At 57.4% G+C, this 13,069-nt stretch carries 16 protein-coding genes; 5 read left to right on the top strand and 11 right to left on the bottom strand.

The features are described 5' to 3' along the window. Positions 1–9 precede the first annotated feature (9 nt). The 8 genes from Q8N04_11910 to Q8N04_11875 form a co-directional block, all read right to left on the bottom strand. On the bottom strand, positions 10–369 hold the full coding sequence (locus tag Q8N04_11910; GenBank protein ID MDP3091379.1) for a DsrE family protein: 360 nt from the start codon (positions 367–369) through the stop codon (positions 10–12). A gap of 198 nt (positions 370–567) precedes the next feature. Continuing rightward, positions 568–1,578 (bottom strand): c-type cytochrome, encoded by a 1,011-nt coding sequence (locus Q8N04_11905; protein ID MDP3091378.1) that lies wholly within the window; start codon positions 1,576–1,578, stop codon positions 568–570. 37 nt (positions 1,579–1,615) lie between these two features. Next, positions 1,616–2,230, bottom strand: a complete 615-nt coding sequence (locus Q8N04_11900) for a c-type cytochrome (GenBank protein ID MDP3091377.1) — start codon at positions 2,228–2,230, stop codon at positions 1,616–1,618. After that, on the bottom strand, positions 2,227–3,414 hold the full coding sequence (locus tag Q8N04_11895; GenBank protein MDP3091376.1) for a sulfite oxidase: 1,188 nt from the start codon (positions 3,412–3,414) through the stop codon (positions 2,227–2,229). Before Q8N04_11895 ends, Q8N04_11900 begins: the two co-directional genes overlap by 4 nt. Beyond that, the gene (locus tag Q8N04_11890) at positions 3,411–3,824 is read right to left on the bottom strand and encodes an OsmC family protein (protein ID MDP3091375.1); all 414 of its coding nucleotides are present in this window, start codon (positions 3,822–3,824) and stop codon (positions 3,411–3,413) included. The genes Q8N04_11895 and Q8N04_11890 overlap by 4 nt, the downstream gene beginning before the upstream one ends. 128 nt (positions 3,825–3,952) lie before the next feature. Further along, positions 3,953–4,807 carry a c-type cytochrome gene (locus Q8N04_11885; GenBank protein MDP3091374.1) on the bottom strand — a complete coding sequence of 285 codons (855 nt, stop codon included), beginning with the start codon at positions 4,805–4,807 and terminating at the stop codon, positions 3,953–3,955. 10 nt (positions 4,808–4,817) lie between these two features. Then, a complete protein-coding gene (locus Q8N04_11880) occupies positions 4,818–5,036 on the bottom strand; it encodes a DUF2892 domain-containing protein (protein MDP3091373.1) in 219 nt (72 codons plus the stop codon). Between the two features lie 85 nt (positions 5,037–5,121). Next, positions 5,122–5,490, bottom strand: a complete 369-nt coding sequence (locus Q8N04_11875) for a cytochrome c (protein ID MDP3091372.1) — start codon at positions 5,488–5,490, stop codon at positions 5,122–5,124. A gap of 442 nt (positions 5,491–5,932) precedes the next feature. On the opposite strand from Q8N04_11875, the gene Q8N04_11870 reads away from it, so the two are divergent. From Q8N04_11870 to Q8N04_11850, 5 genes are all read left to right on the top strand, one after another. After that, positions 5,933–8,296, top strand: a complete 2,364-nt coding sequence (locus Q8N04_11870) for a DEAD/DEAH box helicase family protein (GenBank protein MDP3091371.1) — start codon at positions 5,933–5,935, stop codon at positions 8,294–8,296. A gap of 115 nt (positions 8,297–8,411) precedes the next feature. Beyond that, complete coding sequence (locus Q8N04_11865; GenBank protein ID MDP3091370.1) at positions 8,412–8,876, top strand: four helix bundle protein; 465 nt, start codon at positions 8,412–8,414, stop codon at positions 8,874–8,876. A gap of 34 nt (positions 8,877–8,910) precedes the next feature. Further along, a complete protein-coding gene (locus Q8N04_11860; GenBank protein ID MDP3091369.1) occupies positions 8,911–10,446 on the top strand; it encodes a class I SAM-dependent DNA methyltransferase in 1,536 nt (511 codons plus the stop codon). Between the two features lie 25 nt (positions 10,447–10,471). Next, positions 10,472–11,176 (top strand): restriction endonuclease subunit S, encoded by a 705-nt coding sequence (locus tag Q8N04_11855; protein MDP3091368.1) that lies wholly within the window; start codon positions 10,472–10,474, stop codon positions 11,174–11,176. Further along, positions 11,173–11,655: a restriction endonuclease subunit S gene (locus Q8N04_11850; GenBank protein MDP3091367.1), complete on the top strand. Its 483-nt coding sequence runs from the start codon at positions 11,173–11,175 to the stop codon at positions 11,653–11,655. The genes Q8N04_11855 and Q8N04_11850 overlap by 4 nt, the downstream gene beginning before the upstream one ends. A 187-nt stretch (positions 11,656–11,842) precedes the next feature. Here Q8N04_11850 and Q8N04_11845 read toward each other — a convergent pair whose 3' ends face one another. The 3 genes from Q8N04_11845 to Q8N04_11835 all read right to left on the bottom strand — a co-directional run bounded on the left by Q8N04_11845 (position 11,843) and on the right by Q8N04_11835 (position 13,037). Then, complete coding sequence (locus Q8N04_11845) at positions 11,843–12,160, bottom strand: type II toxin-antitoxin system RelE/ParE family toxin (protein ID MDP3091366.1); 318 nt, start codon at positions 12,158–12,160, stop codon at positions 11,843–11,845. Further along, positions 12,157–12,396, bottom strand: coding sequence for an addiction module protein (locus Q8N04_11840; protein ID MDP3091365.1), 240 nt, complete (start codon positions 12,394–12,396; stop codon positions 12,157–12,159). The genes Q8N04_11845 and Q8N04_11840 overlap by 4 nt, the downstream gene beginning before the upstream one ends. Positions 12,397–12,602: 206 nt before the next feature. Next, positions 12,603–13,037 (bottom strand): OsmC family protein, encoded by a 435-nt coding sequence (locus Q8N04_11835; GenBank protein MDP3091364.1) that lies wholly within the window; start codon positions 13,035–13,037, stop codon positions 12,603–12,605. Positions 13,038–13,069: the final 32 nt, after the last annotated feature.

Genomic DNA, 13,069 nt, shown 5'->3' with positions numbered 1-13,069 from the left:
ATCCACGAATTAGAACACGACACTGCGATCACGCTCGGCTACAGCCTTGATATAGTCGGGCATCCCCTTGATTGATGCACCTGCGACCAGATCAGCTCCACCGATTTGCCTCGCCACCGCACAGGCGCCGCAGACCCATATGGGAATATTTGCAGCTTGTACCCCGGCAAGCAAGTCTTTTAGCGGTGTTAGATTCACACCATGAACATGATCGGCCGTACCCTTCCGTCCCAGCGTCACCGCTTCGTTCCAGAGCCAGAGCACCACGTCGTGTCCCTGCTCTTTGGCCGCTTTTGCCGCGACAAACGGGAGTGTCGCCATCGTAGGATCATCCGTGCCTCGGCTGCCAGAAATAATAAACGTCGCCATCAATTGCCCCTTTCTCACTCGCCGTGCGCATCCCGCAGACGTTATTCACGCCTCACGAAGTCCTAGGTCTCACGCAGGTTGTTCAGAAAGGCGGTCCAGCAAGGCCGCAGCAAGCGAAGAGACGAAGCGTACTCTCTGCGGTACGTTGAGTCTCTGAGCGCTGCGAGAACGCCGCTGGCAGCCTTTATCAACAACCTGCTACTTCGGCCCTTTGAATGTCGTTTTCAAATAGGCCATGACATCGGCCACGCCCTGCTGTCCGATGGTATGTCCCCAGTAGGGCATATTGGCGGACTTGCCCATCGCCGCCCCGCCGTGATTGATCATGTTGTACAGATACTCAGTCGGCACCTCGCTGAAGTTGATGTTGGCATGGATCGCGGGTTTCGGCTCGATCGTGGCCGCAGCCGGCCCGTCGCCCTTGCCGGTCGCTCCGTGGCATTGCATGCAGTATTCTTTGTAAATCACTTTGCCGCGTCCGGAGCTGGCCTTGGAAAATTCCTGACTCGTCCAGGGCTCGTAATATTTGAAGTCCGGAACCCCTTGCGCCGCCAGATATCCGATCACCGCGCGCAATTGCGGTTCCGTGGCATCGGCCACAAATTCACCGGTGTGAATGATGAAATCCTGCGGGTTCTGCCCGAAGCGGAACAGCCAGTCCATGTTGTACCGCTGACCGGCTTTCTCCAATGCGATGCTTTGCTGCCCGCCGATGAGTTTCCCGTTTTCCTCGACCGTGTGACAGCCGAGACAGGCATGCGCCTTGTAGGCCATCCCGCCGAACGCCACTTCATACTTGGAGACCTTCGCTGTGTCGAAGGCCCCGACTTTCACACGCGGATCCTTGTTGTGTTCGGCCAGGTAATCGGCAATCCCGTTGGCCTCGGCCTCCGAGACGGTCACATGCTTATGCGCTTCCTGCGATTGATCCCAGCGATACCCTTTGACGTACAGGGGCGCTTCTTTGCCGGTCAGCCAGCGAATCAACCAGGCCCGGTTATACTTGCTCCCGGCCCAGATGAGATCGGGCGCCTTGAGATTGAAACGGGATTCAGCCTGCCCTTCCATCCGGTGACATTGGACGCAGTTCTGCTGAATCAGCTCCTTGGCCTTGGGCTGATCGGCTCCGAACAACAACCGTGGGGTAGACATCAACCCCACCAATGTCAGCAGCGCCCCTCCGACTACCACGCTCCGTCGCACGTTCATGACCGCTCCTTTCCTCTATGGTGAGCTCGACTACCCGCTACTTCGTCAGTAACCATGTGTGTACGTCGGCAATATCTTGCTGACTCAACACCGATCCCCAGGCCGGCATCGGCCCTCGCCCATGCAGTACGGTCTCCCAGAACAGATCGTCATGTTTCAGAATCGGATTCTTCGCCAGCTTCGGCCCCATCCCGCCGGTCGCACCGGCGCCGTGACAGGCCTGGCAATTATGTTCGAAAACGCCCGCCCCTCTTGTCGCCACGCCGACGAGCGGACCGGTGTCCGCCGGCTCCTGTGTCAGCGGCTCCGCTTTTCTCAATTCCTGATCGAGCGGCGGGAGATGATCCGGCGCAGCCGGGTGATAACGGGCCGACAGGTACCGCACGAGCAGGTCGGCTTCATCATCGGCAATCTCCGCCCCCCAATGTTTCATCTTGTCGACGGTCGCTGCCCAGCGGTCTTTCGGCAAGCGCTGTTGAGCCACCAGATCCGGACTGTGGCACACCGAGCAACGCGCCACGATCAGCCCTTCGGCACGCGGCGCCAGCGCGACGCTCACCGTCGCCAGATCGTCTTCCTGCGCCGCCGTCATCGCGGCCACACCGGCAACTCCCAACAGCACTGCGCCGATGAGCACCGAGATACGCGTCATCGTATCTGCACCGTCACAGACACGCTGTCCCACCCGTTCCACAAGAACCCGCTGGGATTCCACGGGCTCTCTTGAGGTTGAACCTGTCCCGCGGCATCCGTCGCACGACAAAGGATCGTCACGGCCCCGGCCCCCTTGGGCTTCCACAGGAACTGCCATTGCCGCCAGGCATAGGGCTCGTCTTCGCCGACCAGCCGCGCCGGCTCCCAGGTCTTGCCGTCGTCGAACGAAAGCTCCACGGTCGCCACAGCGGCTTCTCCGCTCCAGGCCACGCCCTGCACAGTGACCGGTCCTCGCCCGACCTGATCGCCGTTGACGGGCGAGGCGATGAGCGACTTCACCACCATCGCTTCAACTGGCACCATCGAGGTGCCAGGCAGACCGGAGTTCGCCTGAATTGCCGTGACCGGCACACGATACGCCGTCTGCATGTAATACCCCTTGGCTTCATCCGCCTGGACCGTGATATCGGTCAGCCACTTGGTGCAGGAATCCGCCATCCAACCCGGCGTGATCACCCGCAACGGCGCGCCATGCAACAGGGGCAAGGGGCGTCCATTCATCTCATACGCAAGGATCGTGTCCGGATGAACGGCTTTCTCCAGCGGAATACTACGCGTAAATAATGGGACCGATGACACCACCGGGCGATCAGCGCCTTGGAGTTGCACGTGCTTCGCGGCCGGCCGTAGGCCGGCTTTGGCCAGCACGTCCCGCAGCCGCACACCGGTCCATTGCGCATTGCCGACCGCGCCGCGCTCCCATTGCACACCCGGCACCTTCGGACGATGAAACGCGCGCCCGTTGCCGCTGCATTGGACGACGGCGGTGATCGTCACCCGCTCGAACGCGTTGAGATCCTTGAGCGTGAGTTCCAGCGGATGTTCGATCAATCCCCCGACATGCAGCCGCCAATTGGCCTCGGCAATCAATTCGGGCGCGGGCGGCCCGAAATGACTTCGCACGAAAAACCGATGATTGGGGGTCACATATGATGTGAATTCGCGCACGGGCGTTTCCGCATCGTACGGTCGCATCACGCGTACGGTCTGCGGACCGGTTTCCGGGGATACCGCCTGCTGGGCCAGCGCCGGTCGCATCTGACGCCAGACCGCGAGCCCGCCGATCATAGCGGCTATCCGCTTGAACAGCGTTCGACGGGAGGATGACACGGACTTCCTCATGGATGTACTCCCTGGGCATGAGGATTGAGTTGGATCGTGACGACCGGAGAGCCGGAGAGGGATTGGTGTACCGTGCACCCGTGGGCGACCTTCAACAAGCGCTCTTTCATGTCCGGCGTGAGACGATGCGGCAACCGGATCACCAGTGCGATCGTCCCCACGCGATGCGGTCCCTCGGCCATCTCCCACTCGGCATCCACCCCGAGGCCGTCACGGGAAATGTCATGCCGCGCGCAGAACTGCCCAACGAAGTACCCGACGCAGCTGGCGACCGAGCCGACAAAGAGTTCGACCGGACTCATCCCCGCATCGTGGCCGCCATCTTCTTCCGGCTGATCGGTCACCACACGATGCCGACCGCTGGTGACGTCGTAGCGCATACCTCCGTGATACGCCACTTGGAGTTTCATGAGGCCCTCCTGTGTGCCGTGCGTCATTCGTCACTCGTCATTGGTCTTATCCTGATCGTCAAGCGTCAAGCGTTCTCGAAACTTATCCTTCGGCCTCCTCTCACGCATGACGTTTGACGTTTCACGTCTTAATACGGCACATCCGCCGGTTTGCCGCCCTTCGGCCAGTCGTGTTGCTTGCCGGGGAAATCCGGACGCGGCTGGCTGTTCACATAGGCCGCCACATCGAAGGCCTCATCATCGGTCAGTGTCCACCCCCAGCCTCTCGGCATATTGGACTTGATGAACGGCGCCGCCACCGTGATACGAGCCATCCCTGCCGCAATATTGTAAGAATGCGGCCCCCAGACCGGCGGCCCGGCCATGGTCCCCTGTCCATCCGCTCCATGGCAGAACACACACTTCGTGGCGAACTGCTTTTTCCCGTTCACGGGATCTGGAACGTGACCGGAGGTCAGACGTGGAATCCCGCGCCATGGCACCGTACTACCCGGCGGGACGTTTTGCGAAAGCCATTCGATGTAGGCCACGACGGCCTGGAGCTTCGAGCTATCGGGGGGAGGGGCTGTGCCGTTCATGCTGCGCTCGAAACATTCGCCGATGCGGTCGGCCAAGGACATCTGACGATCGGCCCGTGCACGATATTCCGGATACAACCGGCTGATGCCGACAAAGGAGGCGGTGTTCGGATTCATTCCGGCATCGAGGTGGCAGTTCGTGCAATTCAACCGATTGCCCACATAGGGCCGCCCATAGTCCTGCGTATCGACTACGATTTTGTAGCCTAAGCGAATCTGCTCGCCTCGTTGATCGCCGGGGATCAGCTCCGGCGATGGCGGCGCAAACACCATGTCGGCGGAAGTTAACCCGTCACCCCTATGGCCGGACTCAAGAGTCGAAACGACCTTCGGGGTTGGCGTGCATCCACCTTCACCGACCAGGAACCCAACCACAATGACGCATGTCCAGAGATATATTCGCATTGCCTCCCCGCTAGCCCTTCTTCCCAGGGGTGACCGGACAGGTATTGATCCCGAAAACAGTCCAGAGCGGGCAGAATCCAATAGCCCCGGTGACCAGGGCAATGGTCCCAACGACGAGCGCCACCCCGGTACCCACCGGCGGCAATCCCGCAAAAGCTCCGATTCCCAGGGCAATGACTCCGACAACGATTCGAATGGGTCGTTCAACCCCTCCAACATTGCATGCCATCACGACACCTCCCGGTTAAGCTCGCCACCCAGCGTACCCTTTGCATTCATAGGAGTCAGGATCTGCTAAAAAGATTCGCTCATTCTCAAGGCCCCTGCTTCAATGTCCGCACATAGGCCAACACATCCCAGATTTCGTCGTCTGATAACGCCGTACTCCATGCCCCCATCGCCGTATTGGGCTTGCCGTCGTGAATCCGCTTGAAGAGACTGGCATCCAAACGGTTCTGAATGCCCGGGGAAGTGAGGTCGGCCGGCTTTGGAACGAGGCGAATTCCCATCGCTCCCTTGCCGTCGATCCCGTGACAGCGAATACAGGTATTGGAATAGATCTCTCGACCGGTCACGGCATCAGAGTCCTTCCCCGGAGCCGGAAGATCTTTCAATCCGCCGCCACCGAATCCGGCCGAGACAGTCCCGATCAAAAGGCTGACTATGATTCCGACAACACGCATACGACCTCATGAGCCTGCGAAGGAGACAATGCGAGCGATGTGCCATCGGCGTGAAAATCAGATAACAAATCCATTCTATGATCTCAGCAGGTTAGCTTCAATACCTGAAGGACGGATGGACGCAGGAACTTCAACTGGCGAGAAACACCCCAGGCCGGCTTTCACACACTGTCCCAGGATGCCCCAATACGAGAAAATTAACGAATGGTTGGGACGAGGGTGACGTGAGCCTTCATGGAGTTCGAAATCAGGCAGTTCGCTTCGGCCTTCTCGATCAGCTCCTTTGCTTTGGGCCTATCGCTGCGGCAAGGAACCATACGGGGACTGGCGCCGCTTCCGAACGGCGCCTGCCCCCCTTCTCATTCTAAAAGGCGTGATGATTTCGAGCTGCGAAACGGGTATTCTGCGGCGACATTCTAAGCCTTCCGTCTGCAGTTGAGGCATGATCAACGAAGCTGACACCTGCCGAAAATATGTCCTCCCGAAGCTCATTGCTTCGGGCTGGGATAACGACCCACGCTCCTTCACCGAACAGAAAACATTTACAGATGGTCGGATCGTCTTAATTGGCGAAAAAGTCCGCCGCCGGGCACAGAAACGAGCGGACTATCTCTTGCGCTACACGCGCGATTTCGTCATAGCCGTTGTTGAAGCCAAAGCGGCATACAAAACACCGAGTGACGGACTGCAACAAGCGAAGGAGTATGCGGCGATCCTCGATCTCAAGTTCGCCTATGCAACCAATGGGCATGGGATCGTCGAGTTCGACTTTCTCACTGGGCAAGAGCGGCAGCTTGAAACGTTCCCAGCGCCGGATGAACTCTGGAAGCGCCTCTGTGTAGACGAACGTCTGAAAGACGCGACCGCAGCAGACCAGCTGCTTACGCCCTACAACCATCTCTCCGGAAAGAGCCCCCGCTACTATCAGGACATTGCCATCAATCGAACGGTGCGAGCGATTCTCCAGAAGAGGCCACGCATTCTGCTGACGATGGCGACCGGGACGGGGAAGACGGTGGTTGCGTTTCAGATTTGTTGGAAGCTGTGGCAGGCACGCTGGAATCGGACCGGAGAATATCGCCGTCCGAAAATCCTCTACCTAGCCGACCGCAACATTTTGATCGACGATCCCAAGGATAAGATTTTTACTCCGTTCGGCGATGCGCGCTGGAAGATTGAGAACGGCGAGGTCAACAAGGGCCGCGAGATGTACTTCGCCATCTATCAGGCGATTGCCAAGGATGAGCACCGCCCAGGCCTGTATAAGGAATATGCCCGCGATTTCTTCGATCTGATCATCGTGGACGAGTGTCATCGGGGAAGCGCGCGCGATGAAAGCAATTGGCGGGAGATTCTGAACTATTTTGAACCGGCCTATCAGCTCGGTATGACGGCCACGCCGTTGCGAGAGGATAATCGCGATACCTATGCCTACTTCGGCAATCCGATCTACACATACAGCCTCCGTCAGGGCATCGACGATGGATTCCTCGCTCCTTACCGAGTGCATCGGGTAGTCAGCACATGGGACGCGGCAGGATGGCGGCCAAGCCAGGGCGACCTCGATCGCTACGGGCGCGCGATTCCAGACGACGAATATCCTACAAAGGACTTTGAGCGAGTCGTTGCGCTACGGGCGCGGACGCAGGCCATCGCGCGCCACCTGACGGATTTCATGAAGAAGACAGACCGTTTTGCCAAGACGATTGTGTTCTGTGTGGATCAGCCGCACGCCGACGAGATGCGGCAAGCCCTGAACAACCTCAATACGGATTTGACCAGGCAACATGCCGATTACGTCTGTCGGGTAACGTCGGAAGAAGGCGACATCGGGCGCGGGCATTTGGGCCGATTCCAAGAATTAGAAACTGCTACGCCGGTGATCCTCACGACATCGCAGTTGCTTACGACCGGTGTCGATGCGCCGACGTGCAAGAACATCGTGTTGGCGCGAGTCGTCAATTCGATGACCGAATTCAAGCAGATGATCGGGCGCGGCACGCGCGTGCGCGACGATTACGGCAAACTGTACTTCAATATCCTGGACTACACAGGCTCCGCCACGCGCCTCTTTGCCGATCCGGACTTCGACGGCGATCCGGTCTTGATCACCGAAGAGCAGGTCGATGAAGCAGGAGAGACGGTGCCAAAGACCTACGAGATCGTCGAAGAGCAGCCGGTCATGGCGGAGAAGGAAGACACATTTCAAATCTCAGATGACAGAGAAGGGGAGCGCCGAAAATATTATTTTGATGGTGGGCAGGTCGAGATTGTCGCGCATATCGTCCATGAGCTCGATCCGGACGGAAAGCAGTTGCGCGTGGTCAAGTTTACCGAGTACGCGGCAGACAAAGTACGGACCCTCTATCCCTCCGCGCCGGAACTGCGCGAGCAATGGGCTGACCCTGAGAAGCGATCGGAAATTATTCGGCGACTAGAAGAACGTGGCATCGATTTCGACAATCTGGCGGCGGCTGCCAATCACCCGGAGGCAGACCCGTTCGATTTGCTTTGCCACGTGGCGTTCAATGCGCCATTGCGGACCAGGCGTGAGAGGGCGGACCGGCTGAAGAAAGAAAAGAAGGACTTCTTCGACCAATACGGCTCCGAAGCCAAGGTGATTCTCAACGACCTGCTGGAGAAGTATGCCGAACATGGAACGGCGCAATTTATCTTGCCGGATGTGCTGCATGTCCCGCCGATCTCCGAACGGGGGAACATCTTGGAAATTGCCAGTCTGTTCGGCGGACCAGACCACTTGCGCCAAGCGGTCGTGCAATTGCAGACTCTGCTCTACGCGGCATAGCGAAACGCATAGGCAAATCACAGATTTCAGATCTCAAATATGCGATGTGCAATATGAGATTTGAGATTACGAATCGCGGGACGCGATGAAGTATCGACGTTTCGAAGATCTCCCCGTGTGGCAAGCGGCCATTGAGCTAGCCAGGAGAACCTACGCCTTCACCAGTCACGAAGCCTTCCGTCGCCACGCCGGTTTGCGCGATCAGTTGGAGCGCGCCACGCTCTCCATCTCGAATAACGTCGCAGAGGGCTTCGAACGCGGCAGCACGAACGAACTGCTCGCCTTTCTGTACATCGCCCGTGGTTCTGCCGGTGAAGTGCGATCCATGCATTGCCTCCTAGAACGCGTCTCCGAGTTCTCCCTCCTGAAATCTGAGATTTGTGATATGAGATCAGCTGCCGAGAACATTTCACGGCAGCTCTATGGCTGGATCGAACAATTGAAGAACGCCGGCATCACCGGCCAGCGACATCTGAACGACAGTACCCGAGCCCGCACTGCGGCAAAGAAGGATCAAGACGCTTTCCTTGAAGAACTCGACCGTATCCGCCAATCAGACCCAAAACAATCTGAAATCTGAGATTTGAAATTTGAAATTTTCCTGAAATGGAAATATGAAATCGAAGGTCCCCCTCACAACCGCCCAGCAACTCGGCAGCCTCATCAAGTCTGCGCGCGACATCATGCGCAAGGACAAAGGGCTCAACGGCGACCTCGACCGCCTGCCCATGCTCACCTGGATCATGTTTCTCAAATTCTTGGATGATTTGGAGCAGATCCGCGAGACCGACGCCAAGCTCGCCGGTAAACGCTTCCGTCATACCATCGAATCGCCCTATCGCTGGCGCGACTGGGCTGCCAAGCCCGACGGCATCACCGGCGACGAATTGATCGCCTTCGTGAACAACGAAGAAGCCCGCGGTCCCGACGGCAAGAAAGGCCCCGGCCTCTTCGCCTACCTCCGCAGCCTTCAGGGTGCGAACGGCGGAGACCGGCGCGACGTGGTCGCTACCGTCTTCAAAGGCACCGTCAACCGTATGATCAACGGTTATCTCCTCCGCGACGTCATCAATAAAGTCCACGGCATTCACTTTACCGCCTCCGGCGAAATCCATACCCTCGGCCATCTGTACGAGTCCATGCTGAAAGAAATGCGCGACGCCGCTGGCGATTCTGGCGAGTTCTACACTCCGCGCGCTGTCGTCCGCTTCATGGTTACGGTCACCGACCCACGATTGGGCGAAACGCTTCTCGATCCCGCCTGCGGCACTGGCGGCTTCTTAGTCGAAGCCTTCGATCATTTGCGAAAGCAATGCAAGCGGGCCGAGCATTATGCTGTCCTCCAATCCGAGAGCCTCCTGGGCGGGGAGGCTAAACCGCTTCCGTATTTGCTCGCGCAAATGAATCTCCTCTTGCATGGTTTGGAAACGCCCAAGATCGATCCCCTCAACAGCCTCCGGTTCCCGTTGAAAGAAATCGGCGATAAAGATCGTGTGGACATCATCCTGACTAATCCCCCCTTCGGCGGCGAAGAAGAGCGCGGCATCCTCTCTAATTTTCCCGAAGACAAACAGGCTTCCGAAACTGCCTTGCTCTTTCTCCAGCTCATTATGCGCAAGCTTCGCCGCCCTGGCGCCCCTTCAGAAAGTCGCGATTCCAAATCTCAAATCTCAAAAGGCGGTCGAGCGGGCGTGGTCGTTCCGAACGGTATCCTCTTCGGCGACGGCGTCTGCGCCCGTATCAAAGAAGAACTATTGAAAGACTTAACCTCCACACCATTATCCGTCTTCCCAATGGCGTCTTCGCTCCCTACACAGGCATTCCGACGAATCTTCTGTTCTTCGATCGATCCGGCCCGACAAAAACTGTCTGGTACTACGAGCAGCTACTCCCCGAAGACCGAAAAAACTACACCAAGACCCAGCCGATTCAGTTCGAGGCGTTTGCAGACTGCATCGCCTGGTGGCACAAGCGCAAAGAGAACGATCGTGCCTGGAAAGTCCCCGCCTCCGCCATTCTCAAAAATGGCTGTAACCTCGACATCAAGAACCCTCGCGGCAAAGTGGACTTTGAGCATCTTCCCCCCGATGTCCTTGCGGAGGATATCCTCCGCAAGGAAACGAAGATCTGCGATCTCATATCTCAGATAAAGACCTTGCTCGCACAGGGTGGAACATGAGCAAGTGGCCATTGGTGCCGCTCGGAGAAATTCTCACCAAATCTGAAGACTGGGTCGCTCTCGACCCGGAAAAGCAGTACAACGAGGTAACCGTTCGACTTTGGGGCAAGGGCGTTGTGCTACGTCGCCAAGTGATCGGCGCAGAGATTGCTTCGAGCAGACGACTACGCGTACGAGCGAACCAATTCATCTTGTCTCGGATTGATGCCAGAAACGGTGCGATTGGTCTCGTTCCTGAATCGCTCGACGGAGCGGTCGTGAGTACCGACTTCCCAACCTTTGCACTCAACGCTGAGCGTGTGATTCCTCCCTATCTCGGCTGGATGGGCCGAACTCCTGCATTTGTGGATATCTGCAAGCAGGCCAGCGAGGGGACAACTAATCGGATACGCCTTCAAGAGGATCGATTTCTTCATGAGGAAGTTCCTCTCCCTCCTCTCGCAGAGCAGCGACGAATCGTGGCGCGTATCGAATCCCTGGCCGCCATGATTGAAGAGGTCAGCACAATTCGGCAGCAGGCCATCAAGGAGACCAGTTCACTTGGTATCAGTGGATCTAGTGCTCTCCTCAATGTTTCCATGGAGAAGTTTTCAAGGCGACCGCTAAGCGAGGTGGTGACCATTCGCGTGGAGGTACTCCGTCGAAGTCAGATCCATTTTATTGGGACGGTTCAATTCCGTGGGTCACACCGAAAGACATGAAGGTGCGAGAGATTCGTGCCTCTATTGACCACATATCCGAACGCGCAACAACAGAAACGGCAGCCAAACTGCTTGCTCCAGGTGCCGTGCTCGTTGTTGTTCGTGGGATGATCCTTGTGCATACTTTTCCGTCCGCAGTGCTTCGAGTTCCCGCTGCCATCAATCAGGACATGAAGGCACTTATACCCACCAGCGAGCTATTACCTGATTTTTTATGTGCATTTTTCTGGGCATTCAATTCCAACATCTTGAACCTTGTTGAGAAGTCAACGCATGATACCCGTAAGCTGGAGACTCCCAAGTTGTTAGACTTTTCGATTCCAGTTCCACCGCTTTCAGTGCAGCACCACATCGTCGCTCATCTCGACGGTTTGCAGGCCAAGGTGAATGCGCTAAAGAAACTGCAGACTGAGACCGCTGCCGAACTCGCCGCGCTCCTGCCCTCCATCCTCGACAAAGCGTTCAAGGGAGAGCTGTGACGAGGCATCCATGAGCGAGGTTAATATGCGATCCAACAGAGGAAGCACTGGGGTCATTGTTTGACCTTGTCCGCCATCGTTTATGTCGTGAGTAAGACTCCGAAAGATTTGGCGTGGGTTACGATTGGTGAGGAACAGTCCGGTCTTCTTCTCAATCTTCATCTAGCCTGCTGACCCACTGTTAGGATCAGGTAGCGTGCAGGCGATTGAGCCAATAGTCGGGGTGGCGCTTGGCATGGGCAAGTGCGAGCACGCGGATTTCTGTTTGGAGTTCAAGAAACACGAGTGCATAGGGGAATCGGGGGAGCAAGGCTCGTCGAATCTCTAGATCAACGGCGGTATTTGCGAGGCGGGGGAACGACAGGGGACGGGATTGTATGGCGCGTTGTGCCTGATCGATTTCTTGAAGGAATCTGATTGCGAGTCCAGGTTGGCGGGTTTCGTACCAGGAGACGGCTTCTGCCAACTCCGTCACGGCCTCAGGCGAGAGGCCAACAGGTTTCACCGCTTGGGCAGGCGATCCAACACCTGCTTGCGCGCCTCTTCCCAGGATATGCCGTCAGCTCCGGCCTGTGCCGCTCGTGCGCGGCGCTCAATCTCCGCAAGCCATTGCGCATCAGAGCGCTCTTGCCCCGGTTCCGCTGGCGGCAGACTATCGAGCAACCCGACCACTAATTCCGCTCGCTGTTGATCCGGCAGTTGCAGCGCATCCTTCAGTAGTTGCTGTGTGGATGGAGCCATGGGTGTACTGTATCCTGTCTCGGAAAGAAATGGAAGATTGGATAAGTATTGACGGGGGCCGCCGGGGTCATCGCGTGACCCGGCACTGTACGTCGTTGACAGATGGTCCTTCACTGCGCACATCCAACGAGGGCCTTCTGAGGCTACGCGTTGCGCGAGCACAGAAGATCATCAGGCTCCATCCCCTCCCATTTTTCAGCATCCTATTATCGGATGGTCGCTTCCAAGCTGACTTTAGCCTTCATGGAGTTGGAAATCAGGCAGTTGGCTTCAGCCTTTTCGATCAGCTCCTTCGCCTTGGCGGCATCCCCTCCGGCAGGAAGCGTAATCACCGGTTTCAGCGTGATGGCCGTGAACTGAAACTTGCCCTCGACCAATTCCAGCTTTCCTTCAGCCGCACTCTCGTAGGCAGTAAAGGCCAGACCGGCTCGCTCCGCCACTGACAAGAACGTTGTCATCAAACAAATATTGGCAGACGCGACGAATAGATCCTCAGGAGACCAGATGCCGTCGTGCCCCTTGAACTCCGGCGGCGTCGCGATCTGCACATCGGGTTTGCCCGAGCAGGAGATCAGTCCCTTGCGCTGCTCCGTCCATTTCACCGCCGTGTGATACAGATACACTTTCGGTTTCGATTCCATGCTTCCTCCTAGTCCCTGCTTCCAGCCATCAG

Source organism: Nitrospira sp. (assembly GCA_030692565.1).
Classification (GTDB): domain Bacteria; phylum Nitrospirota; class Nitrospiria; order Nitrospirales; family Nitrospiraceae; genus Nitrospira_D.
Note: the sequence above shows the minus strand (reverse complement) of the source record. Positions and strands in the feature narration are given on the sequence as shown.

What these genes read in the sequence shown, in the direction of transcription:
- Q8N04_11910 (MDP3091379.1), bottom strand. Translation starts at nt 369, where the DNA reads ATGGCGACGTTTATTATTTCTGGCAGCCGAGGCACGGATGATCCTACG.
- Q8N04_11905 (MDP3091378.1), bottom strand. Translation starts at nt 1,578, where the DNA reads ATGAACGTGCGACGGAGCGTGGTAGTCGGAGGGGCGCTGCTGACATTG.
- Q8N04_11900 (MDP3091377.1), bottom strand. Translation starts at nt 2,230, where the DNA reads ATGACGCGTATCTCGGTGCTCATCGGCGCAGTGCTGTTGGGAGTTGCC.
- Q8N04_11895 (MDP3091376.1), bottom strand. Translation starts at nt 3,414, where the DNA reads ATGAGGAAGTCCGTGTCATCCTCCCGTCGAACGCTGTTCAAGCGGATA.
- Q8N04_11890 (MDP3091375.1), bottom strand. Translation starts at nt 3,824, where the DNA reads ATGAAACTCCAAGTGGCGTATCACGGAGGTATGCGCTACGACGTCACC.
- Q8N04_11885 (MDP3091374.1), bottom strand. Translation starts at nt 4,807, where the DNA reads ATGCGAATATATCTCTGGACATGCGTCATTGTGGTTGGGTTCCTGGTC.
- Q8N04_11880 (MDP3091373.1), bottom strand. Translation starts at nt 5,036, where the DNA reads ATGGCATGCAATGTTGGAGGGGTTGAACGACCCATTCGAATCGTTGTC.
- Q8N04_11875 (MDP3091372.1), bottom strand. Translation starts at nt 5,490, where the DNA reads ATGCGTGTTGTCGGAATCATAGTCAGCCTTTTGATCGGGACTGTCTCG.
- Q8N04_11870 (MDP3091371.1), top strand. Translation starts at nt 5,933, where the DNA reads ATGATCAACGAAGCTGACACCTGCCGAAAATATGTCCTCCCGAAGCTC.
- Q8N04_11860 (MDP3091369.1), top strand. Translation starts at nt 8,911, where the DNA reads ATGAAATCGAAGGTCCCCCTCACAACCGCCCAGCAACTCGGCAGCCTC.
- Q8N04_11855 (MDP3091368.1), top strand. Translation starts at nt 10,472, where the DNA reads ATGAGCAAGTGGCCATTGGTGCCGCTCGGAGAAATTCTCACCAAATCT.
- Q8N04_11850 (MDP3091367.1), top strand. Translation starts at nt 11,173, where the DNA reads ATGAAGGTGCGAGAGATTCGTGCCTCTATTGACCACATATCCGAACGC.
- Q8N04_11840 (MDP3091365.1), bottom strand. Translation starts at nt 12,396, where the DNA reads ATGGCTCCATCCACACAGCAACTACTGAAGGATGCGCTGCAACTGCCG.
- Q8N04_11835 (MDP3091364.1), bottom strand. Translation starts at nt 13,037, where the DNA reads ATGGAATCGAAACCGAAAGTGTATCTGTATCACACGGCGGTGAAATGG.